Source organism: Caldalkalibacillus salinus, from assembly GCF_016745835.1.
GTDB lineage: Bacteria > Bacillota > Bacilli > Caldalkalibacillales > JCM-10596 > Caldalkalibacillus_A > Caldalkalibacillus_A salinus.
Window position 1 is genome coordinate 172,291 of sequence record NZ_JAERVL010000001.1, and the last position, 26,345, is coordinate 198,635.

Genomic DNA, 26,345 nt, shown 5'->3' on the forward strand with positions numbered 1-26,345 from the left:
AAAAGCGGAGGTGTTGCTATGTCTCAGGAACATGTAGATCAGGATCTCAGGAAGTATGACCCTGAACAACAGACTAGACTTTTGAGTGGTATACAATACAAACTCTTTTTTGTATTGGCGATCAGTCTGTCTCTCTATCATCTATATACTGCACATTTTGGAATGCCTCCGTGGCATATACATCGCACGGTACATTTATGTCTTGGTCTGAGTATCTTGTTTTTATTATTCCCGTTTTCTAAAAAGAGCATAAATGATAAAGTACCTTTCTATGATCTTATTTTATCTATGATACCGTTAGCATTTGGGGCCTATTTTATCTATAATATCGATGACATTATGAGGACCATGGGGAGATACGACACATTTGATGTCATCCTTAACGCGGTCATGATTCTGTTGGTCCTAGAGGGAGCGCGCCGAGCTGTAGGCTGGCCGATTGTCGTGTTAGGATTTGGAGCCTTACTTTTAACAATGACAGTTGGGGGCCTTGATTACAGCCTTATCATCCCTCGACACGTCTATACAGATACGATTATTTTGGGTACACCCATCGCTGTATCTGCGCAATTTATCTTTTTGTTTTTATTTTTTGGTGTACTACTACGGTATACAGGGACCGGTAAATTTTTTAATGACTTGGCCTTCGCTTTAGCGGGGCGATACACAGGTGGACCAGGCAAAGCAGCCGTCATTGCGAGTGCCTTCCAAGGGACGATTACAGGAAGCTCGATCGCTAATACGGTAGGTTCTGGTAGTTTTACCATCCCACTGATGAAAAAGCTCGGTTTCCGGCCGCGTTTTGCAGGTGCAGTTGAAGCTTCAGCATCAACCGGTGGACAAATTCTACCACCCGTCATGGGTGCAGCGGCGTTCATTATGATAGAATTTACAGGCATGACATACATTGAGATCGCGATGGCAGCCGCGATACCAGCTGTCTTATACTTTGTTGGTGTATTCATGTCCGTTCATTTTGAAGCGAAGCGTGAAGGCCTTAGTGGTATGTCAGTGAAAAATTTACCTCATTTTTGGCCCCTGTTGTTAAAAAAAGGGTATATGTTACTACCGCTCGTGGTCATTGTGATCACGCTTGGCAATAACATGTCTCCTATGAAAGCGGCATGGTATGGGATCTTCGCTGCCTTTGTTCTCAGTTTCTTAAGTAGAGAAACACGTTTAAGCATCAAGCAAATGATAGAGGTTCTAGTGGAAGCCACAAGAGTGGCCATCCCCGTTATAGCAGCTGTAGCTGCAGCCGGTATGGTTGCCGGAAATATTAATGCAGCCGGGTTTGGTTTGCAAATTGCTTCTACCATTCTTGACTTGAGCGGCGGCTATGTTATTCCAACTCTCATACTTTCTATGCTGGCCTGTATCGTATTAGGCATGGGGCTACCAACCACAGCGAACTACGTTGTGACGGCCACATTAATCGCACCTGCTATTCTACAGCTTGAAGGTGTTCCTGTATTGGCTGCTCATTTATTCGTTTTCTACTTTGGGATTATGGCAGACATTACACCACCGGTTGGTTTAGCAGCGTATGCAGGGGCAGGTGTGGCAGGAGCAAGTCCGATACGTACAGGCGTGTCGGCGACAAGAATTGCGTTTGCCGCTTTTCTTATCCCGTACATCTTCGTACTCAACCCTATGTTAGTCCTACAGGGTGATGTGGAGCCCCTGCAACTGGGCTTCGCCATTGCGAGTGCCGTCATTGGTATGGTCATGATTAGTAGTGCCTTTGCGGGCCATCTGATCAGCAAAATGAATGTGTGGGAAAGAATCCCATTTTTTATCGCCGGTATATTCATGGTCAATCCTGGCTATTTATCTGATATTGTGGGTATTGCCGTACTCATAACAGTTGGATTGATACAATACTTTAACAAACGGAAAGATACTCCAGCGTCTGAAGTGTCTTAAGTAGCTCATAGAGTCTTAAGTAAGCCTCATATGAATGAACATGTGAAAGAAGTGAGAAAACTGTCAAGTCTCTCACTTCTTTTGTTTTTGGTAAAAGATATTAAATCGATCCCACACATGTTCCAATTCTAATAGATGGCTTTCAATCTGAGCGCGTTTCTCTCTCCCAACCGCTACGATAAGAGAGTTGATTAAGCTCAGGGGTGCGACAAATGAATCGATGAATGATGGCATCTCACTGGGGGAGGTGAGCGCCACATTAGCGAGTGGAACCAATGGTGACAGGATATGGTCCGTGATAGCGACGACTGGTGTGCCACGGTCTCTAGCAAATGCCACAGCATTAATGGAGCTCTGCGTATACCGTGAAAAACTGAGTCCGATGACAAGGTCCTGTTCATCTAAGCGGAATAGCTTTTCTGAGATACCGTTCGGGTTGCGTATGAGTTCAGTGTTTTCTAACATCATATCGAGATAGAATTCTAGAAACTGTCCCATGGCGGTAGCACTTCGATTGGCAATGATAAAGATTCTTTTAGCTGAGACGATTAATTCAATCGCTTGGTGAAAATCTTTAGGGTTTAAGGTTTCTGCCATTCGTTGGATATTACGAATATCATCATCAAAAATTTCATATATCGCTTTCTCCGCAGGTTCGTAGACGTTTTCTGCAAGCTGTAGACGTTCAACCGTCGTCAATTGTTTTTGGGCTTTACGGTGCAAATCTTGTTGTAAATCAGAATAGCCTTTATACCCCAAAAAAGTGGCAAAACGGACGACGGATGCTTCACTGACCCCCGTTAGCTTTGCCAGCTTACCAACCGTACAAAAGGGGATTGACTCAGGTTGGTGCAAGATATAGGTCGCTATTTTTTCCTGTGTTTGACTCATTCTTGTTCGATGCGTTTCAATGCGTTTCAAAACTTCATCCACTGCTATAAAATCCTCCTTTTTTAAAACTAAAAGCTCAGACTGTGTCTGTTACCGATCATAGTTAACACTTCCTGATGTGCACGAACCGTGGCTTTTATATCTTCCATCGTATGGGCTGTAGACAAGGAATAGCGATTCAGTGGTTTGGTATAAATCCCTTGCTTTAATAACAAGTAATCGATGTGACGTCGAAGAGTTGGCTGATCATGTTTTAAGTCTCTATAGTTTCTAATAGGTTTACGTGTCATCACAATGTTAAACATACTGCCCATTCCCAGCGTTTGCATGGGTACATTTTCATGCTTATATAACTCTTCTAAATGTTGACGTAAAGTATGAGTGCGATCAATCGTCCGCTGTAAATGACCGTCTTCCTCTAAGAATGTTATTGTGGCTAAGCCTGCCGCCAGTACGGTGGGGTGACCATTATACGTACCGCTATGAAATAAGACGTCCTCCTTAGACTGATGTTCCTGTTGTTTAGCAAATACGTCAGCTTTTGATTGGGGGGTCATCAACGTCATCAATTCACGAGGTCCCCCCACTGCACCGATCGGAAAACCACCTCCGAGAACCTTTCCTAGGGCTGTTAGGTCTGGTATGACTTCATAATCATTTTGGACACCACCAAGGGTGATTCTAAAACCGGTTTTCACTTCATCAAATATGAGTATGATCCCTAATTCTTTCGTGATTTGACGTAATTTTTGTAGAAAAGCTTTTTCAGCCGGGATGAATCCACCTTGGACAGGTTCTAAAATGACTGCGGCGATATCATCCGCATGGGCACGTAAAATTTGTTCTGTGGCCACGATATTATTAAAAGGAAGGACGATGGTTTGATCTGATTCGTGATCATTTAAACCCATCGACTCGGGTTGAGCATGTGGAGCATCATCAGGACCGGCCTGCTCTACGTTGGGGCTGATACTATATAATACCTCGTTATAACCTCCGTGGTAATGCCCTTCAAACTTGGCGGTTTTATTTCGATTGGTATACGCTTTTGCTAAACGTAGGCACAATAGGGTAGCTTCTAATCCAGAATTTGTGAATCTGACTTGATCCATACCGGGAAAAAGGGAGACCACTTTTTCGGCAAGTGTGAACTCCATACGGTGAGGCGCACCAAACACGGTGGTCCCAAGAGAACGTAATTGTTTCTCCACCGCTTGCATCACACGAGGATGACCATGTCCCGTCATTAACGCACCATAGCAGAGCAGATAGTCGATATAATGATGGCCATCAACATCCCAAATGTGACTGCCTTGGGCCTGTTCCATAAAGATAGGGTGCGGTTGAAAATGTTTAATGTTGGCCGAAACACCACCAGGGATAGAACGTTGGGCACGCGTGTACATTGTCTCAGATATGGGGAAATCGGAAAATAACGGTTCCGGCTCAGCCGCTTTCATGTTCAAAAGAGGACACCTCTCCTTATGAAGGATGCACTAACATGACATTAGTGTTTTGAATGAATATTTCTTATTAAATGATTGTGAAATATATATTACATCTATATGTATATCACACTTAAAAGTTGTCTGTAAACGTCATTTTTTAGGCGATTGGAAAATTGACCATGTTTCTATATATGAAAAATTGAATGAGAGGCGTCACTCGGTCATACCTTAGAAGAAGGACAAAGGGTCGTACCCTCAAGAGAATGGAAGGGGGATTCAGCGCATGGTCGGGTACTGGGGAAACGTCAATGACATACTCGAAGAGGATAGTCAAATACAAATCGCAACCGTAAAACTTGAAGATGCCAGAGAGATCACAGTGATCAATTACCTAGCGATACACCCCGCTTGCCGAATGGGGGATCGTGTGTATGTCAATACAGTTGCCATTGATTTAGATTTAGGAACAGGTGGATACGGATTTGTAATGGCTATTAGCACGATATCAGAAGAAAAGAGTGAGTCTTCCCACCCGGGTCATATTATCAAAATGCGTTATGCCCCGACTCAGGTGGCCGTGCATGCTGTGGAAGCACCCGAGAGTGATAGACACGATGCTTTTTGCCTGCCATTCTCTCTAGAAAATAAACGGGTGTTCATGTCGGAGTTACACAGTGTCTTACCGTTATGGGTTGCACTGTTAGAAACACTCACATCAGAAACAAATTCGTTCAAAAAAGCGGGAGCCGGTCAGAACTCAGAAAACTCACAGGGGCGTACATTTGTATACATAATGGATGATCAAGCTTGTTTGCAAGCGTCCTTCAGTCAACATATCCGCACGTTGAAACACAAAGCGAATATGATGACGATTACGTATGGTCAAGCAAGTGGGGGAGACATAGAGGCTGTCAATCTTTATACTGCATTGGAAGCGGCTGTGAAGGTTGCTGAGGCTGATGATATCCTTATTACTCAGGGGCCGGGTGTTGTGGGGACAGGAACAAGTAGAGGGTTTAGTGGTATGAGTCTGTCTCAGTGGATTCATACTGTCCATACATTAGGTGGAAGGGCGGTTGTCATTCCACGTATACAAATAAACGATAAACGTTCTCGCCACATCGGTTTTAGTCATCACACACTTACACCGTTACTTGCACATACACTTGTTCCTGCTATTATCCCTTATCCAGACATAGAGGGCGACCAGTTGTGTGAGGGCGCATGGTCACCTTCCTCTTATGAGCAATATCAATTACGCTATTCGCAGCAGATTGCGCAACTACAGGATCAACATCATGTATACCCAGTTCCTGCTCAAACTCTCCATACGCTGATACTAGAGGCACTGAAATGGTATGAAAAACCGATTCGTTCCATGGGGAGAGGTTATAACCAAGAGCCCCTCATGTTTCAAGCGGTCGCTGCAGCCGTATATTGGTACTTACACAATCAGTGACATACACAAGATACATGGTAAAATAGACTTAAGAACCACAAAAAGAAGGGATGATTGAGTCTACCATGCAAGATTTCACTGAGAGAACCATCGGAAGCCAATCTATATACGAGGGAAAAATTATACGCGTGCAAGTAGACGACGTTCAATTGCCGAATGGTCATACGAGCAAACGTGAGTTGGTTAAGCATCCAGGAGCCGTTGCTATCGTTCCTTTTACCGCTGATGAGAAGATGGTGCTGATCAGACAATTTCGTAAGCCGCTAGAAAAAGAGATATACGAAATACCGGCCGGAAAACTAGAGTCAGGCGAGGACCCCGTCATTTGTGCTCAGCGAGAATTAGCAGAAGAAACCGGTTATCAAACGGAACACATGAGTTATATCACGTCCTTTTACACCTCCCCCGGTTTTGCCGATGAAATCCTATATCTATACGAAGCTACTGCATTAATCAGTGGTGAAGCCCAACCCGATCAGGATGAATTTGTGGAGAGAGTGGAAGTCACTTTAGAACAGGCGCTACAACTCATGAAAGAAGAAAAAATTCACGATGCGAAGACGTGCTACGCCCTGCTTCATTGGCAGCTAAACAACGCCAATCATAACAAGAATTGAGATGAACATGATGAAGACCGTTTATGCAGACTTACATATACATCTGGGCCAAACGGAAACGGGTCGTCCAGTCAAGATAACCGCCTCTAAAAACATGACCTTGCGAAACGTTTTAGAACACGCATCAACCCAAAAAGGGATGCAGATGGTTGGGATAATTGATAGTCATGTGCCTGAGGTCATCGCAGAATTGAAGCAGTTAATAAGATCTGGACAAGCCACGCCTTGTGCAGGTGGTGGAATGCAGTATCAGGGGACAACCCTTATCTTAGGGACTGAAATAGAAATCTATGACCAACATTGCTTAGGCCCTATACATGTGCTGTGCTATTTCCCTACCTTGGAGGAAATGGCGGCCTTCAGCCATTGGATGACACAGTATCAAAAGAATATTACGCTAAGTTCACAGCGTAGCTATGTTGAGGGGAGAATCCTACAACGCAAAGTTCAGGAACTCGGTGGATTATTTATCCCGGCCCATATATTTACGCCGTTTAAGAGCTTATACGGAAAAGGTGTGGCCAAAAGTTTAGGCGAAGTATTTGAACCAAATCAAGTTGAGGCTGTTGAACTAGGGTTGAGCTCGGATACCAGTATGGCGGACTCATTGCTAGAATTACAAAACTATCCTTACTTGACAAACTCCGATGCCCACTCATTACCTAAAATTGGTCGAGAGTATCAAAAGATGTCATTATCCGAAGCGGACTTTCAGCATCTGAGACAAGCACTACTCGGCCAAGGGAATCAACGAATAGAAGCGAATTACGGCTTAGACCCTAAATTAGGAAAATACCACGTGGAGGTCTCTCGTCGTGTCTCTCAGTTGGCGGCTGATCAAAGTCAGCTTTATCAGGGACACCCACGAGACAAGCCTATTCGTCCGCCCTATATCCCCCAAGTCCCTTTGGAGTATATCCCAGGGTTAGGCCCAAAAACGTTAAACACACTGGTGGACACGTTTGGATCAGAGATGAATGTCATACACCACTCAACCAAAGCTGAGCTGGAACAGTGTGTACCAGGGGAAGTCGCCTCTCAGATTATCGCTGCTCGTGAAGGCCGACTCGTGTTTGAGCAAGGAGGTTCTGGAAAGTACGGTAAAGTGAAGAATTACGAGGCTTAAATCTTCTTTTTGGATAAGAGGGGGCATAACGTAGACAAGCCTATCATAGGATAGTACAAATCCTTATAGTACAAATCCTAATGAGGGGGACAAACGTATGCTCCATCAAAAAATGGGACATGGCATTCAACGACACTTTGAACGGCACGCTTCCTTATATTTGTTCATCGTTGTCCTGTTTGTTATGGGCATCATATTTGGTACAGTGACAGTACAAAGCTTAGGGCACTCTCAACAAGCAGACTTAGTGTTTTATTTTGAACAATTTATGAGCGAAATGAAAGAAGATCATATCGTTGAGCCGTCTTACGCATTTTGGCAAAGTTTTATCCATTATATGAAATACACTGGAGTCATATGGCTACTCGGCCTATCGATTATTGGACTACCCATCATACTGATCTTGCTATTTTTAAAAGGGGTTTTTGTTGGTTTTTCAGTCGGTTTCTTGGTTCATCAACTCGGTTGGGAAGGATTCCTACTTTCACTCGTATCCGTTATCCCTCAAAATATGGTGGTCGTTCCACTAATCTTGCTGATGAGTGTATTAAGTATATCCTTTTCATTACAGCTGATAGGCTATATCTTTGGCCAAAATCGTGTCAAACGTAAACCACGCCTTGGGTACTACATGGCAATCATGTTCGGTGCGTCACTCATTTTGTTTGTTGTCGCTTTATTTGAAACGTATATCTCGCCGGTGTTTATGCGTTTAATAGGATAGCAAATGCGTGTGTAGGACAAGAAGGCAAGCTAAATTTTGGTCCATCCACAAGCTGCATCATTTGACTAATAGACACGTCCTCTCTATAATTATTACAGGAATAGCGAATTGGGAGGGGTATACATGGAACAAAGGATGGACAATATTAAGAAACAACTACACGCGCATAGCTACAAATTAACACCCCAAAGAGAAGCTACCGTTCGCGTTTTACTAGAGAATGAAGAAGACCATTTAAGTGCAGAAGATGTATACCTTCTCTTAAAAGAACGATCACCCGAAATAGGGTTAGCCACCGTTTACCGGACCCTAGAACTGCTCAGTGATCTTAAGATCATACATAAGATCAACTTTGGTGACGGTGTGGCTCGCTATGACCTAAATGCCGAGGGTGCTGAAAGATTTCATCACCACATGGTTTGTATTCAGTGCGGATCAGTAGATGAAATTATGGAAGACCTTTTAGGTGAAGTAGAGAAAAAAGTTGAACGAAATTTTCAATTTAAAATTTATGACCACCAGCTCACATTTCACGGTGTCTGTCATAGGTGTACAGAAAATACGGATAAAAAGTAGTGTGTATAGGCTGTTGTTCATCGATGGTCTATACATTTTTTTAATATATAAATCTTTACAAGTCGGTCATTTTAAGTTACCGTATATTTTTGGATGGACTTATTCAAACATTCATGATTGATTTATTTGCATTTCGTTTAAAATATAATTAAAGGAGGGTTATACATCTATGATCATAGGAATACCCAAGGAAATAAAAGATAACGAGAACCGGATTGCTAACTCACCTGCCGGTGTACAAGATCTCACAAACGCCGGACACAAGGTACTGATTGAAACGAACGCTGGTATGGGGAGTGGTTTCACAGACGAAGATTACCAGTCTGTTGGCGCGACCATCCTTCCGTCAGCTGAAGCTGTATGGACACAATCTGAGATGATTATGAAAGTGAAAGAACCGCTTCCATCAGAATATCGATACTTCAGAGAGGGCCTTATTTTATTTACATACTTACATCTAGCTCCTCTACCTGATCTCACCCAAGCGTTAATAGATAACAAAGTGATTGCCATTGCATATGAAACGATTCAATTAGATAATGGGGCACTACCTTTATTAACACCGATGTCAGAAGTAGCGGGTCGAATGTCGGTACAAATCGGTGCACAATTCTTAGAGAAACCCCACGGTGGTAAAGGCGTTCTACTCGGTGGTGTACCGGGTGTATCACCTGGTCGCGTTGTGATTATCGGTGGTGGTATCGTTGGCACGAATGCGGCAAAAATGGCCATGGGATTAGGGGCTCAGGTCACGATTTTAGATATTAACCCTGATCGTTTACGTTACCTTGACGATGTGTTTGGTGGTCGCGTACAGACTCTCATGTCTAATGACCTTAATATTACACAATCTGTCAAACAAGCAGACCTTCTCGTAGGGGCTGTCCTCATTCCGGGTTCAAGAGCACCGAAGCTTGTGAAGGAACATATGGTAGAGCAAATGACACCTGGCTCTGTTATCGTTGACGTAGCGATTGACCAAGGGGGATCTATTTCAACGATAGATAAAACAACGACGCATAGTGACCCAACTTATGAAAAGCATGGTGTTGTACACTATGCTGTGGCGAACATGCCTGGCGCAGTCCCACGCACTTCCACCATTGCCTTGACTAACGTTACTGTGCCTTATGCCAAACAGTTAGCGAACAAAGGATATGAGCAAGCGATCACTGAAAACCCAGCCTTAGCACGAGGGGTCAACGTGGTGAATGGTTATGTCACCTATGAAGCCGTATCTCAATCGTTAGATTTACCGTATACGCCTTTAGCTGAAGCGTTACAATCATAGATCAGAGATTGTCCTTCACATGTTGTAACACCAAACATGAGAGGGACAATTTTTTTAAGTATGAAAGTGTGTATTTTTGGCATACCTTAATATGAGGAGGTATGTCCATGGGCGATCATGTGAGAGAAGTCGTTCGGCTATGTCAACTGCTCGTTATTTTTACAACACTCACCCTGCTCTTTTATGGTGGTATTGTGTGGATAGGCGGTTTGGTAGAAGAGAATTATCGTGAAGATGGGCCTAGAGGGCGAGCAGTCAAAGTATTTGATGCTGATGGAGAGATGTTAACAACATTACATGATGTCAAACAACGTCTGATGTTCTATTATTGGTATGGGGAGTAGCAAGTTGTGATGAGAGGTTCATGATGGCAGCATGAAGATTGGAGCGTCACCACGCTGGAGAGGAGGGGGACGTATGTTAAGTCATGTCCAAACCTTTATCCATTATTTATCTGTAGAAAAAGGACTTGCTACAAATACGCTACAAGCTTATGAACGAGATTTAACTTCATTCTTTCAACATATAGAGCAGCAAGAGATCAAGGAGATTGAGTCGATTACGAGGCGTCATGTGATTGATTATTTAACGGTGTTACGTGATAAAGGAAGGGCAAGTACAACGCTGTCTCGTACGCTCTCTTCCATTAGAACCTTTTTTCAATTTTTAGTGCGGGACGGGTATATACAAACGGACCCCACAACACACATTGAGTCGCCGAAACGAGAGCGTCGGTTGCCTAAAGTATTAACGGCTGAGGAGGTCAACATGTTATTGGAAGCCCCTAAGCTGCATCGTAACCGATCTTTAGCTGAACGTGACGAGGCCATGTTGGAAGTATTATACGCCACCGGATTACGCGTATCCGAACTAATTGCCATTGAATTAGATCATGTTTATGTACATATGGGCTACGTGAAATGTATGGGCAAGGGGGCTAGAGAACGTATTGTCCCTTTGGGTGACATTGCCATTAAGTCACTAGAAAGGTATATGAACAGCGGGCGACGGACACTAGACAAATCAAAGCAGGCCAAAGCTTTGTTTCTTAATCATCACGGGCGGATGATGACGCGACAAGGTTTCTGGAAGAACCTTAAAAGCTTATCCAAACAGGCAGGGATAAAGAAAGAGCTGACGCCACATACGCTAAGGCATTCGTTTGCCACACACCTATTAGAAAATGGCGCGGATTTGCGTTCCGTTCAGGAAATGCTAGGACATGCCGATATCTCGACTACACAAATATATACGCATGTCACCAAAGCAAGGCTGAAAGATGTTTACAGTCAAGCCCATCCTCGTGCATAAATGAAGATGAATCAGGAACAATTGGAGGGAAAGACAACCATGAGTACAGACCAGCATTTTAAAAGAGTATTTCTTATTGTCATGGATAGTGTCGGTGTTGGAGAACTGCCCGATGCACCTGAGTTTAATGATGAAGGCGCCCATACGTTAGGGCATATTGCAGAAAAAATGAACGGGTTAAGGATGCCTAACATGCAAAAGCTCGGTTTAGGTAACATCGTATCTGTTCAGGGGATTGACCCTGTCGATCAACCTCTTGGGGTACATGGTAAAATGAAGGAGATTTCAGCTGGAAAAGATACCATGACTGGGCATTATGAGATTATGGGATTAAAAGTGGAAGAGCCATTTAGAACGTTTACCGAAACCGGATTCCCGCGAGACTTGATTGAAGCGTTTGAAAAACGCGTGGGTCGTAAAGTGATCGGCAATAAAGCGGCCTCAGGGACGGAAATCCTAAAAGAGTTAGGACCTGAACACATGGAAACGGGTCATCTCATCGTCTACACGTCTTCAGACAGTGTGTTTCAAATTGCGGCCCATGAGGAGATTGTCCCCTTAGATGAACTTTATGAGATTTGTGAAGTTGCCAGGGAACTCACGCTAGAAGATCCTTATAAGTTAGGCCGCGTGATTGCACGCCCATTTGTCGGCAAGCCCGGTGCATTTGAACGTACACCGAATCGCCGCGATTATGCGCTGAGTCCATTTGCACCAACAGTGATGTCTCACTTGAAGGAAGCGAACTTCGACAGTATCGCTCTAGGGAAGATATCAGATATTTACGATGGTGAAGGGGTCACAGACTCAGTGAAAACAAAATCAAATGAGGATGGCATGCATAAACTCCTAGAACAATGTCAACGTGATTTGCAGGGGCTCGTTTTTCTTAACTTGGTGGACTTCGATGCCGTCTACGGCCACCGTCGTGATCCGGTCGGATACGGTAAAGCTTTAGAAGCGTTTGATCAGCAGTTAGCTGAAGTCTTGCCGGCCTTAAAGGAGGACGATCTTTTAATGATTACGGCTGACCATGGAAACGATCCTGTTCATCATGGCACAGACCATACGCGGGAATACGTCCCTGTGATCGCTTATACCCCGTCAATGAAAAAGACTGTAGATTTAGGCGTTCGCGCCACCTTTGCAGACATTGGGGCCACTGTAGCGGATATTTTTAACGTCAAAGCGCCGAGCATAGGCAAAAGCTTTTTACCAGAAATTAATCAAAGTGTGAATCATTAAGCGTATCACGCTGTAAGAATAAAAATTTATCTTAAGTGAGTGGTTTATTATGAGAATGGTCGATCTAATTCAGAAGAAACGAAACGGAGAGTCATTAACTGAAGAAGAGATTAAGTTTATTATTAAGGGATATACAGAAGGCGAGATACCCGATTATCAAATGAGTGCCTGGGCCATGGCCGTTTATTTTCAGGGGATGTCCAAGGAAGAAACGGCAGAGCTGACTATGGCTATGGTGCGTTCAGGTGACCAAATCGATCTGTCCCCCATTAACGGGATAAAAGTAGACAAACATAGCACGGGGGGCGTGGGTGACACGACAACCATCGTTTTGGCTCCTCTCGTGGCCTCCTGTGGAGTACCTGTGGCCAAAATGAGCGGTAGAGGGTTAGGACATACTGGCGGTACGATTGATAAGTTAGAGTCCTTTAAAGGGTTTTCAGTTGAAATAGAGAAAGAAACGTTTGTAGATATGGTCAACGAACATAAGGTTGCGGTCGTTGGACAATCGGGTAACCTCACGCCCGCAGATAAAATGTTATACGCCTTGCGAGATGTGACGGCAACGGTTGATATTATTCCTTTGATCGCCAGTTCTATCATGAGTAAGAAAATTGCTGCCGGGGCAGATGCCATCGTTTTAGATGTCAAAACAGGGTCGGGTGCCTTTATGAAGTCAGTTGACGAAGCCCAAGATCTAGCCCGAGCAATGGTGAGTATCGGCAAAGAAATCGGAAGAGAGACCACAGCCATCATCAGTGACATGAGCCAACCTCTAGGGAAGGCTGTAGGGAATGCTTTAGAGATTAAAGAGGCCATTGATACACTACAAGGAAAAGGACCTCGAGATCTGGAAGAACTGTGCTTAACACTCGGAAGTCATATGCTTACTTTAGCGGGTAAAGCCGATAGTATTGAAGCAGCGAGAGAGCAACTCGTTGAAACGATGCAAAATGGTCAGGCGTTAGATACGCTAGCCAACATGGTTGAAGCTCAGGGTGGTTACAAAGAGCAGGTCTATGATCCGGATCAGCTTCCACAGGCCAGTGATGTTGTAGAAGTGACGGCCCCTGCAGATGGCTATATCGAGCAAATTGATGCTGAAGAGATTGGCAGGGCTGCCTCTAAGCTTGGTGCTGGTCGTGAGACAAAAGAATCTAAAATAGACTTGGCGGTTGGTGTGATGCTCCAGAAAAAAGTGGGCGAGCAAGTCAAAAAAGGTGATGTGCTCGTGTCCCTACATTACAATCAAGAAAGTCACGTAAAGGAAGCCACTGACCAAATTTTGCAGGCCTATCGCATAGCAGATTCTGAGCAAAAAGAACCGTCACTGATCTACGATGTGATTAAATAAACGTTGATGTCTCTTCTGACTATCAAGAAAGACACTGTTCACAGTTAAATAAAAATCACCAAGCTTTACGCACCCCGTACGTGGGTGCTTTTTTTATTGTGTTTATTTTATTTAACACGTCAGGAATATTTTTCTATTGACATGGAAAAAATAGGGGATAAAAGAATGGAGGGAGACTATGTTAAAGCGAATTTCATTACTGATATGTACAACGCTGATCATACAGACCTTTATGCAATACGGGACCCCCGTTGTACAAGCAGAGGAAGAAGTAGATTTAACCCCAGATGCGCGATCTGCTGTGCTAATGGACATGGATACGGGAACGATCCTTTATGAGAAAGATAGTGATAAACGTTTGCCCCCTGCAAGTATAACCAAAATCATGACGATGCTATTAATCATGGAAGCGATTGACGAAGGACAATTAAAGTGGACAGACATGGTCAGGACAAGTGAACGGGCTGCATCAATGGGTGGCTCCCAAATCTTCCTCGAAGTTGGGGAAGAGATGAGTGTCGAGGATATGATGAAAGGGATTGCTATCGCTTCCGGAAATGATGCCACTGTAGCTATGGCCGAGCATATAGCCGGTACCGAAGATAAGTTTGTCCAGAAGATGAATGAAAAAGCCCAAACGTTAGGTTTAGAGAATACACACTTCAGTAACACGAATGGTTTGCCCACTGAAGATCATTATACCAGTGCGAGAGATATAGCGATCATGTCTAGAGAATTACTAAAGTACGAAGATATTACAAAGTTTACAAGTGTCTATGAAGATTACCTACGTCAAGATTCAGATAAACCATTCTGGTTAGTTAATACGAATAGACTCGTCAAATTTTATGATGGCGTTGATGGTCTCAAAACGGGGTATACCAATGAGTCAAAATACTGCTTAGCCGCCACAGCCAAGAGAGGAGATATGCGCGTTATCTCAGTGGTCATGGGCGCACCAAAGCCTAAAGTTCGTAATCAATATACAGCTGATATGTTGACGTATGCGTTTAATCAATTTGAAACACATCCTATTTATAAAAAAGGGGACGTACTAGATGCTGTAACCATCGACAAAGGCGCCAAATCTAAACTAGATATGGTCGTCCCTCACCAGGTGAGTGTTTTAACAAGAAAAGGAGACTCGCTCGATGACTATGATATTGCCATTGAACCCCTGACTCATCTGCAGGCCCCTATCACGGAGGGGGATGTCATCGGTCACATTAGGATTAGAAAAGAGGGTCAGGTTACAGCAGAAATTGCGATTAAAGCACCAATGGATGTATCTAAGGCGTCATTACTACAGATGTTTAATCGCGTGACGAAATCTCTGTTTGGTCTACAATCATAATTCGACACCCCCTATCGAGTTTTTTCTAGTTTTGTCATGTAGAAGGAAAACCTTCTTCAGTTATCGAAAAGTTTGCGTATAACGAAGAAGGAGGAGAATAACCTTGAGTCTACAGATTGATTTGAATACCAAAGATGATGTGCTCATTATTCGGTTAGTCGGAGAGTTAGATCATCACACAGCTGAGAAGTTACGTGTTCAGGTGGAGGATAAGATAGAGACTCATGGCATTCGCCATATTTTGTTAAATGTAGCAGAACTAGACTTTATGGACAGCTCAGGGTTAGGGGTTATTCTAGGGCGTTATAAGCAAATACAGCAAAAAGAAGGACAGATGATCATTTGTGCCATATCCCCAACCATATATCGCCTATTTGAGTTATCAGGGCTATTTAAAATCCTTAAAATCGTCGATTCTGAACAAGAAGCATTACAAGCGTTGGGGGTGGCATCATGAGTAAGAGGAATGTAATGGAATTACGCTTTTTAGCTAAGAGCGAAAACGAAGCGTTTGCGCGCGTGACCGTTGCTTCATTCATATCACAACTCGACCCTATTATGGAAGAGTTAACGGATATCAAAACGGTCGTGTCAGAAGCGGTCACAAATGCGATCATACACGGTTATGAAGAGAACGGACAAGATATGGTCTATCTCAGAACGGAACTTCATGGTCAGGAAGTGACTATATTGATCCAGGATGAGGGCTGTGGCATCGATGATGTCGACACAGCTAGACAACCTCTCTACACCACAAAGCCAGAGATGGAACGCTCAGGAATGGGGTTTACCATTATGGAGAACTTTATGGATTCGGTTGAAATTATCACGTCCAAAGGAAAAGGCACGACCGTCAAACTGACCAAAAAATTGACCACTAACGAAGCGCTATGTAACTAAGGAGAATGCCTATGGATGTAGATCTACAACAAAACGTGAAAAACAAGTCGTATTTAGACGATGATCAGGTGAAAGATCTCATCAGACTTAGTCAAGAAGGCAGCGTAGAAGCACGTGATCAATTAGTAGAAAATAATATTAGACTAGTCTGGTCTGTTGTCCAACGTTTTCTTAACAGAGGGTACGAAGCAGATGATCTCTTTCAAATCGGTTGTATCGGTTTAATCAAATCGATAGATAAATTTGACCTCAGCTACGATGTCAAGTTTTCAACTTACGCCGTTCCTATGATCATTGGAGAAATTCAGCGTTTCCTCCGTGATGATGGTGCCGTTAAGGTCAGCCGATCTTTGAAAGAACTTGCGAACAAAATCAGACGCGCCAAGGATGACTTATCAAAATCTTTAGGAAGACAACCGAAAGTAAGTGAAGTGGCCGATGAACTGGGGATTACACCCGAAGAGGTCGTTTTCGCTCAAGATGCCATGAGGGCCCCTTCTTCCATTCATGAGACGGTGTATGAAAATGACGGAGATCCGATTACACTCATGGATCAAATCTCAGATGACGGAGAGAAAAAGTGGTTTGATAAACTGGCATTAAAGGAAGCCATTACCCAGTTGTCAGAACGGGAGAGGCTCATTGTCTACCTTCGTTACTTCAAGGACCAAACCCAATCGGAGGTAGCAGATCGCCTCGGTATATCACAGGTTCAAGTGTCAAGATTGGAGAAAAAGATCTTAAAACAAATTAAAGAAGACCTGCAATGACATTCAACTCTTTCCTGCTCAATAGTGACGGGGAAGAGTTTTTTGTATTGAAAAGTCTAAAAGGTGTGGAAGCAACACACGTTTACATGAACTTAAGTTGAAACGTACATACTACCATTACAGTATTTGTTGTAAACGGATGGGGGTCATCACCATGCAACAAGATAAAAAGGTATACGTCAGACTAAGACATCGTTTACAAGTCAAAATGGATCAGACTGTCCGTGTGAGCCACATCTGTCAGTTGATCGTACACCCTAGTATTGAGCAAGAAGTGAAACAATTAACTGTGCATAAGGTGACACCTGAAGATAAACATTTGGTTGTCATCGATATTATGAGAGTGATTCGTATTTTGAAGTCGTATGACCCTGAACTTGAAATTGAAACGCTAGGCCCGGCTCAAGCGATTATCGAAATCATGCACCCCAGAAAACAACCCACCTTCCTTCTCGTCGGTTTTGTATGGTTATTGCTGTTTATAGGGTCAGGATTGGCGATTATGAACTTTCATGAGGATGTCAGTATGCTTCAGGTTCATCAGAAAATCTATATGATGATCACAGGTGTACAGGAGGAACACCCGTTAATCTTACAGGTTCCTTATTCACTAGGCATTGGAGTGGGGATGATCCTATTCTTTAACCATGTTTTCAAGAAACGTCTAAACGAGGAACCAAGTCCATTGGAAGTGGAAATGTTTTTATATCAACAGAGTCTAGACCAATACGTTGTGATTAATGAGAATAAGGAGGCGCAAAAGAAAGTGGAATGAACTTCATCACCCTATTATTACTACTATTGATTGGTCTTTCCGGTGGCCTTATCGTTGGTGCAGGTCTAGTGGCTTTTTTAACGGTACTGGGTATTGTTCCTCGCTTAACACAAATTACGAAGACAAAGCATTACATTTACAGTTACCAGTACGCCATTATCTTTGGGTCTGTATTTTGGACGTGGATGGGGCTGCATGAAGTTCATCTACATCTGCCATGGAAACTTACCGTTGTGCACGGCTTGTTTTCCGGTATTTTTATCGGCCTATTAGCAGCTGCATTAACGGAAGTCCTAAACGTCCTCCCTATTTTAGCGAAGCGTATCTTTGTACAAGATAAAATACTTTGGCTTCTCATGGCCATGGTACTAGGGAAAGTGATAGGCTCACTTTTTCACTGGATTTTCTTCGCTCCATATTAACCAAATGTGAAGGAGAGAGCAGTATGTCAGAGCAGAAAAGAAAGGTTGTTCTTATCACAGACGGCGATGAAGTCGCTTCTAAAACAGTGCAACGGGTCGCAGAAGAGGTGGGGGGGAGGTGTATTTCCAGATCGTCTGGTAACCCCACTCCCCTATCAGGAGAAGGTATTGTGGAACAAATAAAGAAAGCGGCATATGACCCCGTTCTCGTCATGTTTGATGATTGTGGGAATGGAGGCTACGGTCAAGGTGAATCGGCACTCAGATACGTTGCCACACACCCTGAAATTGAAGTGCTTGGTGCGGTGGCGGTTGCGTCCAATACGAAATCTGTCAGTGGTGCTCATATTGATCTTTCCGTCGATGCCCATGGAGAGATCATACAGCATGCTGTGAACAAAGACGGTGATGTAGAGCATGCGAAGGAATCCATCGTTTATGGTGATACCGTTGATGTGTTAGATGAGCTACAAATACCCCTCATTGTGGGCGTAGGGGATATAGGCAAAATGCATGGTCAAGACGATGTGAAGGATGGTGCGCCGGTCACACGTCAAGCAGTAGAGATTATTTTACAACGGAGTGGTTTTCTTGACGAGCCAATCATTGAAAGAACCGATACATCAGAAACTAAAAAGAAATGAGCAGTATTTACACGATCGGTTAGATTTAGACGTTAATTATGATATAGACTTTCGTGAATATCATGTGGGAAACCGTGATATCCAAGTTTACTTTTGTAACAGTTTAATGAACACGCAATTTGCTATAGAAATGTTAAAGCAAATCTCACACGTAGATCGTCCACTAACATCCGTTGGGGCTTTTAAAGCATTAATGGAACAGAATCTACCTCACGTTCAAGTTGAACTCGTAGATAATATGGACGAGGCAGTAGATAAATTACTATCGGGTCTCATTGTGATTATGGGAGAGTCTTGGGGACACGGTATTATCATTGATGTGAGGGAGTACCCCGGTAGAGAACCTCAGGAGCCGGATACTGAGCGAGTCGTCAGAGGGTCAAGAGACGGCTATACAGAAAATATTATCATGAATAGTGGGTTAACACGGCGAAGAATTCGTGACGAACGGCTAAGAATGGAAATGCTTCAGGTCGGAGAACGTTCTAAAACAGACATATGTATCAGTTATATCAAGGATATTGCTGATCCGGACTTACTTGAAGAAGTTAAAACCAAGTTAGGTCGAATCGATATTGATGGGATTCCAATGGCGGAGAAAGCCATCGAAGAATTTGTGATTGGGCAAGCTTACCATCCATTTCCTAAGGTGCGGTTTACTGAAAGACCAGATGTGGCTGCTGCACACTTATTTGAAGGTCACATTGTCATCTTCGTTGATACATCTCCGTCCGTTATTATTATTCCCACAACTTATTTCCATCACCTGCAACATGCAGAGGAATTTCGCCAGACACCAGCTTTAGGTGTTTATTTACGCTGGATACGCTTTTTAGGTATATTTGTGTCTATATTCCTGCTGCCATTGTGGTGCTTGTTCGTCTTCAACCCAGATTTACTACCACCTCATTTAGATTTTCTAGGACCATCCGAGTCTGATTATAAAATCCCGATCTTTTGGCAATTTATCTTTGCTGAGGTTGGAGTGGATTTAATGAGAATGGCAGCCATTCACACACCTTCTCCTCTCGCGACAGCAATGGGGTTGATCGCTGCCATCCTTATAGGCGAGATCGCCATTGAAGTAGGCTTGTTTATTAGTGAGGTCATACTGTACTTAGCGGTGGCTGCTATCGGTATGTTCGCCACTCCATCTTACGAGTTAAGTTTAGCGAACAAATTAATCCGTCTGCTGTTATTAACCAGTGTATATGTATTTAAAGTGCCTGGTTTTATGATTGTCACGACGGTGGTCTTTGTTTACTTAGCATCTATAAAATCTATGCGTACGCCTTATCTTTGGCCTTTTATTCCGTTTAATCTAAAGGCTTTTCTTACAGTTATTTTACGCTTTACAACAGCGATGAACAAGACAAGGCCTAGCATTGTACACCCGAAAAATAAACGTAAACAACCATCATAGGTTTTTGCCATCTTGTCAATTGTAATAAAAGGTGGTATAGTAACTCATTAATATTGTTGTGAACGGATAGGTTTGGGAGAGGAGATAGGCTATGTTTCTACACGGTACGAGTAAAATAAATGAACGGGGTCACCTTGAAATAGGAGGGTGTGATACGGTAGACCTTGTCAAAGCATACGGAACACCCTTAATGGTATATGATGAGCAAGCGATTAGAGAGAGATGCCGCGCTTTCATACAAGCGTTTGAAGCTAAAGGTATCAAAGCGCAAGTGGCGTACGCGAGTAAGGCCTTTAGTAGTCTAGCGATGTGTCAACTCGTTTCAGAGGAAGGCATGTCTTTAGATGTTGTGTCTGGTGGAGAACTTTACACCGCACTACAAGCTGGATTTCCAAGCGAAAGCATTCATTTTCACGGTAACAACAAGACAGCGGATGAACTCATCATGGCCTTAGATGCGAATATCGGCTGCTACGTTGTCGATAATTTTACAGAACTCCACTTATTACATGACTTAGCGGCTCAACGTGAGCAGAAAGTTAACATATTATTACGAACAACACCCGGTGTTGAAGCGCATACTCATGAGTACATTACGACGGGTCAGGAAGATTCTAAGTTTGGGTTCAGTCTGACGAATGGTCAAGTCAAAGAAGCGATTAAGCAAGCATTGGGGAAACCCTATTTTGATGTCCTTGGCTTGCATGCTCATATCGGTTCACAAATTTTTGAAAAAGACGGTTTCTTGTTGACGATTCAAAAGATGGTCGAGTTTATAGAAGAGCTGGAACAGGAAGTCGATTGGCACTTACGTGTCTTGAATTTGGGTGGAGGATTTGGTATCCGATACCAAGAAGGTGATACCCCTCTAAAGATACAAGAGTATGTAGAAGCAATGTGTGATGAAGTCCGTCGTACATGGAACGCACGTAAACGACCAGTCCCTGAAATTTGGATAGAACCTGGACGAAGTATTGTTGGAGAAGCAGGGACGACCCTCTATACCATTGGCGCACAAAAGGAAGTGCCCGGTGTTAGACACTATATCTCCGTTGACGGTGGTATGAGTGATAATCTACGTGTGGCCTTATATCAGGCAAAGTATGAATCTGCCATCGCTAATAGAATGAGGGAAAGCTGCGATGAAACTTACACCATAGCAGGTAAGCTGTGCGAAACAGGAGATATTTTAATTTGGGATGCAGAGCTACCGCAAGCCCAACAGGGTGATGTGCTAGCTGTCTCCTGCACAGGCGCTTATGGCTATGCAATGGCCAACAATTATAACCGTATGAGACGACCGGCCGTCTTATTTGTTAATGAAGGGGAGGCCAATCTTGTCATTCGCAGAGAGACATACGAAGATATGATAAAGAATGATCTACCGCTACATGCACCGACGCCTGTTATCCAAAAGCTATAACGGGTGACATGGCATAAACGTTCAAAATGTAGTACAATGGCGTTTGAATAAGAAAAAAGGAAGTGTACGTATGTCAAAACAAGCAAAAGTTACGCTCGAAAACGGTCAAGAGATCGTCATTGACCTCTTTGATCAAGATGCTCCCAATACTGTCGCTAACTTTGAAAAATTAGCAAAAGACGGTTTTTATAACGGATTGACCTTTCATCGGGTGATACCTGGTTTTGTTGCCCAAGGGGGATGTCCTAACGGGACAGGAACGGGTGGACCTGGCTATACGATCAATTGTGAAATTAATGACAACAAACATGAGCGCGGGACTTTGTCCATGGCTCATGCCGGAAGAGATACAGGTGGGAGTCAGTTTTTCATCTGTTTCCAACCACAACCACATCTTGATGGCCAACACACAGCGTTTGGCCAAGTTGTTCGTGGAATGGAAAACGTCGATCAAATTAAGCAAGGGGATATCATGAAGGAAGTCCAAGTAGAGGAACAATAAACGAGCTAAAGGGAGGAGAGTCTATGTGGATTCTTCTCCCTCTTTTTTTAAAGGTAAGGGCTGTCCCTATATGCTTTTAAAGATAAAATAACTATAAAAAAGTAAGTGAAATGAAGCAAAAAGCGTAGACAGCCACCGCAAAAGAGAGTATACTTATCTTGAAATGAAAACTATATACACACGATCCTTCGGGGCAGGGTGAAATTCCCGACCGGCGGTAATAACGTTTATCTGCTTAAGTGAAACATTTAACAAAGTAAATGTAAGCATGGTAAACGTTAGAGCCCGTGACCCGTTCTAACGGTGTTAGAGCGGTGGATCTGGTGAAAAACCAGAGCCGACAGTACAGTCTGGATGGGAGAAGGAAATGGAAAGGTATGTTCAACACGTGTTTCGACTGGCCTATGTTGTCACTTTTGAAAACGGGTGTTGTGTACCTTTATTTCATAATGCGTGATCACTTTTTGATTATAAGTATGGCACGTTACGCCCTGGGGACTTTTTTTCTCAGGGCTTTTTTGCTACCCATTTCCATGTGTCGTGTGTGAACAACAAGAGGGGGCAAATGAATTGAGTCAGAACCAGCACTTAAAATATATGTCGCTCGCCTTGGATCTGGCCGCTGCTCAAAGGGGGCAAACGTCTCCCAACCCCATGGTCGGCGCCGTTATTGTTAAGGATCATCAAATCGTGGGTATGGGCGCCCACTTAAGAGCAGGTGAGGCACACGCTGAGGTGCACGCTTTAAACATGGCAGGAGATAAAGCACAGGATAGCACGATGTACGTCACACTGGAACCCTGTAGTCATTTTGGGCGAACGCCCCCGTGTGCTGATCAGGTGATAGAAGCCGGAATACGAAAAGTGTTCGTAGCGACTTTAGACCCTAACCCGTTAGTGGCAGGGCGGGGGATAAACAAGCTTGAAGAAGCAGGCATTGACGTAAACGTTGGACTGCTTGGGCAAGAAGCCACTGATCTGAATGAAGCTTTCAATTATTATATATTACACAAACGACCGTACGTCACTTTAAAGACGGCTACGACGTTAGATGGCAAAATTGCCACGGTAACAGGGGAAAGTCAGTGGATCACAAATGAAGCCTCCCGTGCTGACGTCCATATACTCCGTCATGAACATGACGCCATACTCGTTGGCGTGCAAACGGTGGTGAAGGATGATCCCCAACTCACCACAAGAATACAGGGTGAACAAGGTCATCATCCGACTCGTGTCATCTTAGATTCGGCCTTGAGTGTGCCTATAGAGGCGAGAATATTGGACACAAGTGTGGCCCCTACATGGATATTCACCACTGATCGGGCTGACGCTATGAAAAAACAGCACCTAGAAGCGCGAGGGGTCAAAGTGATAACGGTGGGAGATGGACCTAGAGTATCGCTTGACCACGTTCTGAATCAATTAGGTGAACAAAAGGTGACTTCCTTACTAGTCGAAGGGGGAGGAGCAGTGAACGCTACATTTCTCAAGGAGCATCATGTACACCGTATGGTACAGTATATCGCACCGAAGCTGATTGGTGGCAACGAGGCTCCCACGCCCTTTAGAGGAACGGGAATGATCCATTTGGCTGATGCACTCGTAATAGAGAATATAAAAGTTGAACAGCTTGGTGATGATATCAAAGTAACGGGGCATGTGAAAAAAACGGGTTAGAGTCAATAATAAAACGAATGTAAAGGAGAGGGCACCATGTTTACAGGAATCATTGAGGAAGTGGGCTATATACAGTCAATGACTAAGACTTCGAAGGATTACAAGGTGTCTATCGCTGCCAGTAAAGTCGTCGAAGATGTGCAGAATGGTGATAGCATATCGGTCAACGGTGCATGTCTAACCGTTGTTAGCTATACGCCTCAAGGCTTTGTGGTAGATGTGATGCCAGAAACTCTTAAAGCGACAAGCTTGGCTCAACTTCAACAGGGAAGTCAGGTGAACTTAGAGCGTGCGATGGCAGCAAACGCAAGGTTTGGTGGACACATCGTCTCTGGACATGTGGATACGGTTGGGAAAATACAAGACAGACGTACAACGGCTAATGCCACATACTTTCACATTGAGTTGGATCAAGATTGGTTAAAATATTTTGTACCAAAAGGTTCAGTGACAGTAGATGGGATCAGTTTAACGGTCATGGAAGTGCAGGATCCTATGATTACGATATCCATTATTCCTCATACATTGTCTGAAACGAACCTTCATGCGAAGCAAGTGGGAGACATGGTGAATATCGAATGTGATGTATTAGCGAAATATATGGAACGGCTCATCAACAAAAGGCTTGAAGGTCATGACATGACGAAGGGTGGTCAGGCAGGCCTCACGCAAGACATTCTGTCTGAGAACGGATTTATGTAAGATATTGTTCTCTTATAAAACAAGTAAAAAGCACGTTATATTTTAAGAAAAAGTAAAGAGGTGACGAAATGTCAAGCGTTTTTGATCCAGTGGAAGAAGCGATCTATGAGTTGATGCAAGGCAATGTCGTTATTGTTGTGGACGATGAAGATCGTGAGAATGAAGGGGATTTTGTTGCACTAGCAGAAAAATGTTCACCTGAATTGATTAACTTTATGGTCACACACGGAAGAGGCCTTGTTTGTGCTCCGATTACAGAGGAAAGAGCGAGAGAATTAGAGTTGAACCCTATGGTTGATCGTAATACAGATGCGCATGGGACAGCATTTACGGTGTCTGTGGATTACAAAACAACCACCACAGGGATTTCCGCTCATGAACGTTCCGACACAATCAAAGCACTAATAGATGAGAAAGTCAAAAAAAGCGACTTTAGACGTCCAGGACACATCTTTCCCCTAATGGCAAAGGATGGTGGCGTTCTCCGTCGGGCGGGCCATACAGAAGCGGCTGTAGATTTGGCTCGCATGAGTGGGGCTTACCCTGCAGGGATCATTTGTGAGATTATGAATGAAGACGGAAGTATGGCGCGTGTACCTGAGTTACGTCAAATCGCCGACCGTTTTGATCTTAAAATGATCACCATTAAAGATATGATTAAGTATCGTAATAGAAAAGACACGCTCATCAATCGAGAGGTAGAAGTGAACCTACCCACAGCGTACGGCACGTTTAAAACGGTTGCTTATACCAATCTAGTGGATGACAAGGAGCATGTGGCCTTAGTGAAAGGAGACATCGACCCAGAAAAACCGACGTTGGTACGCGTCCATTCCGAATGTTTAACTGGAGATGTGTTTGGTTCACACCGTTGCGACTGCGGACCTCAGCTTCATTCAGCGCTTGATACCATTGAAAAAGAAGGTCAAGGTGTTCTGCTATATATGCGTCAAGAGGGCAGAGGAATTGGCCTGATTAATAAATTGAGAGCCTACCAACTACAAGAACAGGGCTATGATACTGTAGAAGCCAACGAAAAATTAGGCTTTGCTGCTGATCAAAGAGACTATGGGATAGGCGCCCAGATCCTCAAAGACTTAGGGATTAAAAAAATGCGCCTACTGACAAACAACCCAAGAAAACGCGCAGGCTTAGAAGGGTATGAACTAGAAGTTGTCGAAAGAGTACCTCTAGAAACAGGACAACATGTTGAAAATAAAAAGTATCTACAAACGAAGAAAACGAAGCTCGGCCATTTACTTCACATGGACTAGCGCTAAATATGAAGGAGGAAATAGCATGACAGACAATCAAGTATTCGAAGGACACCTCGTCGGCACAGGACTAAAAGTAGGCATCGTCGTAGGCCGTTTTAACGAGTTTATCACAAGTAAATTGGTGGGAGGCGCAAAAGATGCGCTCATACGCCATGGGATAAAAGAAGAGGATATTGCTGTCGCTTGGGTACCAGGTGCTTTTGAAATCCCTTTTGCCACAAAAAAAATGGTCCAAAGCGGCAAATATGATGCCGTCATTACGCTTGGGACTGTGATTCGGGGGGCAACGCCACACTTTGACTACGTGTGTAATGAAGTGGCCAAAGGGGTTTCCACCCTTAGCCTACAGCATGATATCCCTGTGGTGTTTGGTGTGCTCACAACAGATACAATTGAACAAGCCGTAGAACGCGCGGGAACGAAAGCTGGAAACAAAGGTTGGGACGCTGGCGTAACTGCAATAGAAATGGCTAATCTAAACAAACAATTTGAAGGCTAAAGGGTCGTT

Annotated in this window: 27 protein-coding genes and 1 riboswitch; of the genes, 25 read left to right on the plus strand and 2 right to left on the minus strand. The window is 43.7% G+C overall.

The genetic code is table 11. The annotated features are described in order from the left end of the window. Nucleotides 1-18: 18 nt before the first annotated feature. Nucleotides 19-1,926, plus strand: coding sequence for a TRAP transporter permease (locus JKM87_RS00790; RefSeq protein ID WP_202076800.1), 1,908 nt, complete (start codon nt 19-21; stop codon nt 1,924-1,926). A 72-nt stretch (nt 1,927-1,998) separates the two neighbouring features. Here the strand turns inward: JKM87_RS00790 and JKM87_RS00795 are convergent, their stop codons facing one another. Continuing rightward, a complete protein-coding gene (locus JKM87_RS00795; RefSeq protein WP_336885106.1) occupies nt 1,999-2,859 on the minus strand; it encodes a MurR/RpiR family transcriptional regulator in 861 nt (286 codons plus the stop codon). Nucleotides 2,860-2,885: 26 nt separating this feature from the next. After that, entirely contained in the window at nt 2,886-4,277 is a 1,392-nt protein-coding gene (locus JKM87_RS00800; protein WP_202077986.1) for an aspartate aminotransferase family protein, read from the minus strand. Nucleotides 4,278-4,548: 271 nt separating this feature from the next. On the opposite strand from JKM87_RS00800, the gene JKM87_RS00805 reads away from it, so the two are divergent. The 24 genes from JKM87_RS00805 (at nt 4,549) to ribH (ending at nt 26,336) form a co-directional block, all read left to right on the plus strand. Further along, nucleotides 4,549-5,724, plus strand: coding sequence for a DUF3866 family protein (locus JKM87_RS00805; RefSeq protein ID WP_202076801.1), 1,176 nt, complete (start codon nt 4,549-4,551; stop codon nt 5,722-5,724). Nucleotides 5,725-5,789: 65 nt separating this feature from the next. Next, nucleotides 5,790-6,341: an NUDIX domain-containing protein gene (locus JKM87_RS00810; protein ID WP_202076803.1), complete on the plus strand. Its 552-nt coding sequence runs from the start codon at nt 5,790-5,792 to the stop codon at nt 6,339-6,341. A 10-nt stretch (nt 6,342-6,351) separates the two neighbouring features. Continuing rightward, entirely contained in the window at nt 6,352-7,467 is a 1,116-nt protein-coding gene (locus JKM87_RS00815) for an endonuclease Q family protein (protein WP_202076805.1), read from the plus strand. A 97-nt stretch (nt 7,468-7,564) separates the two neighbouring features. Further along, on the plus strand, nt 7,565-8,191 hold the full coding sequence (spoIIM, locus tag JKM87_RS00820; protein WP_202076807.1) for a stage II sporulation protein M: 627 nt from the start codon (nt 7,565-7,567) through the stop codon (nt 8,189-8,191). 123 nt (nt 8,192-8,314) lie between these two features. After that, nucleotides 8,315-8,767: a ferric iron uptake transcriptional regulator gene (gene fur, locus JKM87_RS00825; RefSeq protein ID WP_202076809.1), complete on the plus strand. Its 453-nt coding sequence runs from the start codon at nt 8,315-8,317 to the stop codon at nt 8,765-8,767. Between the two features lie 169 nt (nt 8,768-8,936). After that, nucleotides 8,937-10,058 carry an alanine dehydrogenase gene (gene ald, locus JKM87_RS00830; protein WP_202076811.1) on the plus strand — a complete coding sequence of 374 codons (1,122 nt, stop codon included), beginning with the start codon at nt 8,937-8,939 and terminating at the stop codon, nt 10,056-10,058. 107 nt (nt 10,059-10,165) lie between these two features. Continuing rightward, entirely contained in the window at nt 10,166-10,402 is a 237-nt protein-coding gene (locus JKM87_RS00835; protein WP_202076813.1) for a DUF4227 family protein, read from the plus strand. A gap of 73 nt (nt 10,403-10,475) precedes the next feature. Beyond that, a complete protein-coding gene (gene xerD / locus JKM87_RS00840; RefSeq protein WP_202076815.1) occupies nt 10,476-11,369 on the plus strand; it encodes a site-specific tyrosine recombinase XerD in 894 nt (297 codons plus the stop codon). Between the two features lie 39 nt (nt 11,370-11,408). Then, nucleotides 11,409-12,614 (plus strand): phosphopentomutase, encoded by a 1,206-nt coding sequence (deoB, locus tag JKM87_RS00845; protein ID WP_202077988.1) that lies wholly within the window; start codon nt 11,409-11,411, stop codon nt 12,612-12,614. 49 nt (nt 12,615-12,663) lie between these two features. Next, on the plus strand, nt 12,664-13,968 hold the full coding sequence (locus JKM87_RS00850) for a pyrimidine-nucleoside phosphorylase (RefSeq protein WP_202076817.1): 1,305 nt from the start codon (nt 12,664-12,666) through the stop codon (nt 13,966-13,968). 178 nt (nt 13,969-14,146) lie between these two features. Then, the gene (locus tag JKM87_RS00855; protein ID WP_202076819.1) at nt 14,147-15,322 is read left to right on the plus strand and encodes a D-alanyl-D-alanine carboxypeptidase family protein; all 1,176 of its coding nucleotides are present in this window, start codon (nt 14,147-14,149) and stop codon (nt 15,320-15,322) included. Between the two features lie 103 nt (nt 15,323-15,425). Beyond that, a complete protein-coding gene (spoIIAA, locus tag JKM87_RS00860; RefSeq protein ID WP_202076821.1) occupies nt 15,426-15,779 on the plus strand; it encodes an anti-sigma F factor antagonist in 354 nt (117 codons plus the stop codon). Then, nucleotides 15,776-16,222: an anti-sigma F factor gene (gene spoIIAB, locus JKM87_RS00865; RefSeq protein ID WP_202076823.1), complete on the plus strand. Its 447-nt coding sequence runs from the start codon at nt 15,776-15,778 to the stop codon at nt 16,220-16,222. The genes spoIIAA and spoIIAB overlap by 4 nt, the downstream gene beginning before the upstream one ends. A gap of 11 nt (nt 16,223-16,233) precedes the next feature. Next, the gene (sigF, locus tag JKM87_RS00870) at nt 16,234-16,992 is read left to right on the plus strand and encodes an RNA polymerase sporulation sigma factor SigF (RefSeq protein ID WP_202076825.1); all 759 of its coding nucleotides are present in this window, start codon (nt 16,234-16,236) and stop codon (nt 16,990-16,992) included. A 154-nt stretch (nt 16,993-17,146) separates the two neighbouring features. Further along, nucleotides 17,147-17,767, plus strand: coding sequence for a stage V sporulation protein AA (locus JKM87_RS00875; RefSeq protein ID WP_202076827.1), 621 nt, complete (start codon nt 17,147-17,149; stop codon nt 17,765-17,767). After that, nucleotides 17,764-18,189, plus strand: coding sequence for a stage V sporulation protein AB (locus tag JKM87_RS00880; protein ID WP_202076829.1), 426 nt, complete (start codon nt 17,764-17,766; stop codon nt 18,187-18,189). The genes JKM87_RS00875 and JKM87_RS00880 overlap by 4 nt, the downstream gene beginning before the upstream one ends. Nucleotides 18,190-18,212: 23 nt before the next feature. Then, nucleotides 18,213-18,833, plus strand: a complete 621-nt coding sequence (gene spoVAEA, locus JKM87_RS00885; RefSeq protein ID WP_202076831.1) for a stage V sporulation protein SpoVABEA — start codon at nt 18,213-18,215, stop codon at nt 18,831-18,833. Then, the gene (locus tag JKM87_RS00890; protein ID WP_419761828.1) at nt 18,796-20,256 is read left to right on the plus strand and encodes a spore germination protein; all 1,461 of its coding nucleotides are present in this window, start codon (nt 18,796-18,798) and stop codon (nt 20,254-20,256) included. The genes spoVAEA and JKM87_RS00890 overlap by 38 nt, the downstream gene beginning before the upstream one ends. A 91-nt stretch (nt 20,257-20,347) precedes the next feature. Continuing rightward, nucleotides 20,348-21,679, plus strand: coding sequence for a diaminopimelate decarboxylase (gene lysA, locus JKM87_RS00895; protein WP_202076843.1), 1,332 nt, complete (start codon nt 20,348-20,350; stop codon nt 21,677-21,679). 70 nt (nt 21,680-21,749) lie between these two features. Then, nucleotides 21,750-22,181: a peptidylprolyl isomerase gene (locus JKM87_RS00900; RefSeq protein ID WP_202076845.1), complete on the plus strand. Its 432-nt coding sequence runs from the start codon at nt 21,750-21,752 to the stop codon at nt 22,179-22,181. 180 nt (nt 22,182-22,361) lie between these two features. Next, nucleotides 22,362-22,551, plus strand: a riboswitch (FMN riboswitch). A 200-nt stretch (nt 22,552-22,751) separates the two neighbouring features. Then, nucleotides 22,752-23,858, plus strand: a complete 1,107-nt coding sequence (gene ribD, locus JKM87_RS00905; RefSeq protein WP_272899157.1) for a bifunctional diaminohydroxyphosphoribosylaminopyrimidine deaminase/5-amino-6-(5-phosphoribosylamino)uracil reductase RibD — start codon at nt 22,752-22,754, stop codon at nt 23,856-23,858. Nucleotides 23,859-23,894: 36 nt separating this feature from the next. Continuing rightward, a complete protein-coding gene (ribE, locus tag JKM87_RS00910) occupies nt 23,895-24,560 on the plus strand; it encodes a riboflavin synthase (RefSeq protein ID WP_202076847.1) in 666 nt (221 codons plus the stop codon). Nucleotides 24,561-24,628: 68 nt separating this feature from the next. Beyond that, the gene (locus JKM87_RS00915) at nt 24,629-25,834 is read left to right on the plus strand and encodes a bifunctional 3,4-dihydroxy-2-butanone-4-phosphate synthase/GTP cyclohydrolase II (protein WP_202076849.1); all 1,206 of its coding nucleotides are present in this window, start codon (nt 24,629-24,631) and stop codon (nt 25,832-25,834) included. Nucleotides 25,835-25,859: 25 nt separating this feature from the next. Continuing rightward, complete coding sequence (ribH, locus tag JKM87_RS00920) at nt 25,860-26,336, plus strand: 6,7-dimethyl-8-ribityllumazine synthase (protein ID WP_202076851.1); 477 nt, start codon at nt 25,860-25,862, stop codon at nt 26,334-26,336. Nucleotides 26,337-26,345: the final 9 nt, after the last annotated feature.

What these genes read in the sequence shown, in the direction of transcription:
- JKM87_RS00790 (WP_202076800.1), top strand. Translation starts at nt 19, where the DNA reads ATGTCTCAGGAACATGTAGATCAGGATCTCAGGAAGTATGACCCTGAA.
- JKM87_RS00800 (WP_202077986.1), bottom strand. Translation starts at nt 4,277, where the DNA reads ATGAAAGCGGCTGAGCCGGAACCGTTATTTTCCGATTTCCCCATATCT.
- JKM87_RS00805 (WP_202076801.1), top strand. Translation starts at nt 4,549, where the DNA reads ATGGTCGGGTACTGGGGAAACGTCAATGACATACTCGAAGAGGATAGT.
- JKM87_RS00810 (WP_202076803.1), top strand. Translation starts at nt 5,790, where the DNA reads ATGCAAGATTTCACTGAGAGAACCATCGGAAGCCAATCTATATACGAG.
- JKM87_RS00815 (WP_202076805.1), top strand. Translation starts at nt 6,352, where the DNA reads ATGAAGACCGTTTATGCAGACTTACATATACATCTGGGCCAAACGGAA.
- spoIIM (WP_202076807.1), top strand. Translation starts at nt 7,565, where the DNA reads ATGCTCCATCAAAAAATGGGACATGGCATTCAACGACACTTTGAACGG.
- fur (WP_202076809.1), top strand. Translation starts at nt 8,315, where the DNA reads ATGGAACAAAGGATGGACAATATTAAGAAACAACTACACGCGCATAGC.
- ald (WP_202076811.1), top strand. Translation starts at nt 8,937, where the DNA reads ATGATCATAGGAATACCCAAGGAAATAAAAGATAACGAGAACCGGATT.
- JKM87_RS00835 (WP_202076813.1), top strand. Translation starts at nt 10,166, where the DNA reads ATGGGCGATCATGTGAGAGAAGTCGTTCGGCTATGTCAACTGCTCGTT.
- xerD (WP_202076815.1), top strand. Translation starts at nt 10,476, where the DNA reads ATGTTAAGTCATGTCCAAACCTTTATCCATTATTTATCTGTAGAAAAA.
- deoB (WP_202077988.1), top strand. Translation starts at nt 11,409, where the DNA reads ATGAGTACAGACCAGCATTTTAAAAGAGTATTTCTTATTGTCATGGAT.
- JKM87_RS00850 (WP_202076817.1), top strand. Translation starts at nt 12,664, where the DNA reads ATGAGAATGGTCGATCTAATTCAGAAGAAACGAAACGGAGAGTCATTA.
- JKM87_RS00855 (WP_202076819.1), top strand. Translation starts at nt 14,147, where the DNA reads ATGTTAAAGCGAATTTCATTACTGATATGTACAACGCTGATCATACAG.
- spoIIAB (WP_202076823.1), top strand. Translation starts at nt 15,776, where the DNA reads ATGAGTAAGAGGAATGTAATGGAATTACGCTTTTTAGCTAAGAGCGAA.
- sigF (WP_202076825.1), top strand. Translation starts at nt 16,234, where the DNA reads ATGGATGTAGATCTACAACAAAACGTGAAAAACAAGTCGTATTTAGAC.
- JKM87_RS00875 (WP_202076827.1), top strand. Translation starts at nt 17,147, where the DNA reads ATGCAACAAGATAAAAAGGTATACGTCAGACTAAGACATCGTTTACAA.
- JKM87_RS00880 (WP_202076829.1), top strand. Translation starts at nt 17,764, where the DNA reads ATGAACTTCATCACCCTATTATTACTACTATTGATTGGTCTTTCCGGT.
- spoVAEA (WP_202076831.1), top strand. Translation starts at nt 18,213, where the DNA reads ATGTCAGAGCAGAAAAGAAAGGTTGTTCTTATCACAGACGGCGATGAA.
- lysA (WP_202076843.1), top strand. Translation starts at nt 20,348, where the DNA reads ATGTTTCTACACGGTACGAGTAAAATAAATGAACGGGGTCACCTTGAA.
- JKM87_RS00900 (WP_202076845.1), top strand. Translation starts at nt 21,750, where the DNA reads ATGTCAAAACAAGCAAAAGTTACGCTCGAAAACGGTCAAGAGATCGTC.
- ribE (WP_202076847.1), top strand. Translation starts at nt 23,895, where the DNA reads ATGTTTACAGGAATCATTGAGGAAGTGGGCTATATACAGTCAATGACT.
- JKM87_RS00915 (WP_202076849.1), top strand. Translation starts at nt 24,629, where the DNA reads ATGTCAAGCGTTTTTGATCCAGTGGAAGAAGCGATCTATGAGTTGATG.
- ribH (WP_202076851.1), top strand. Translation starts at nt 25,860, where the DNA reads ATGACAGACAATCAAGTATTCGAAGGACACCTCGTCGGCACAGGACTA.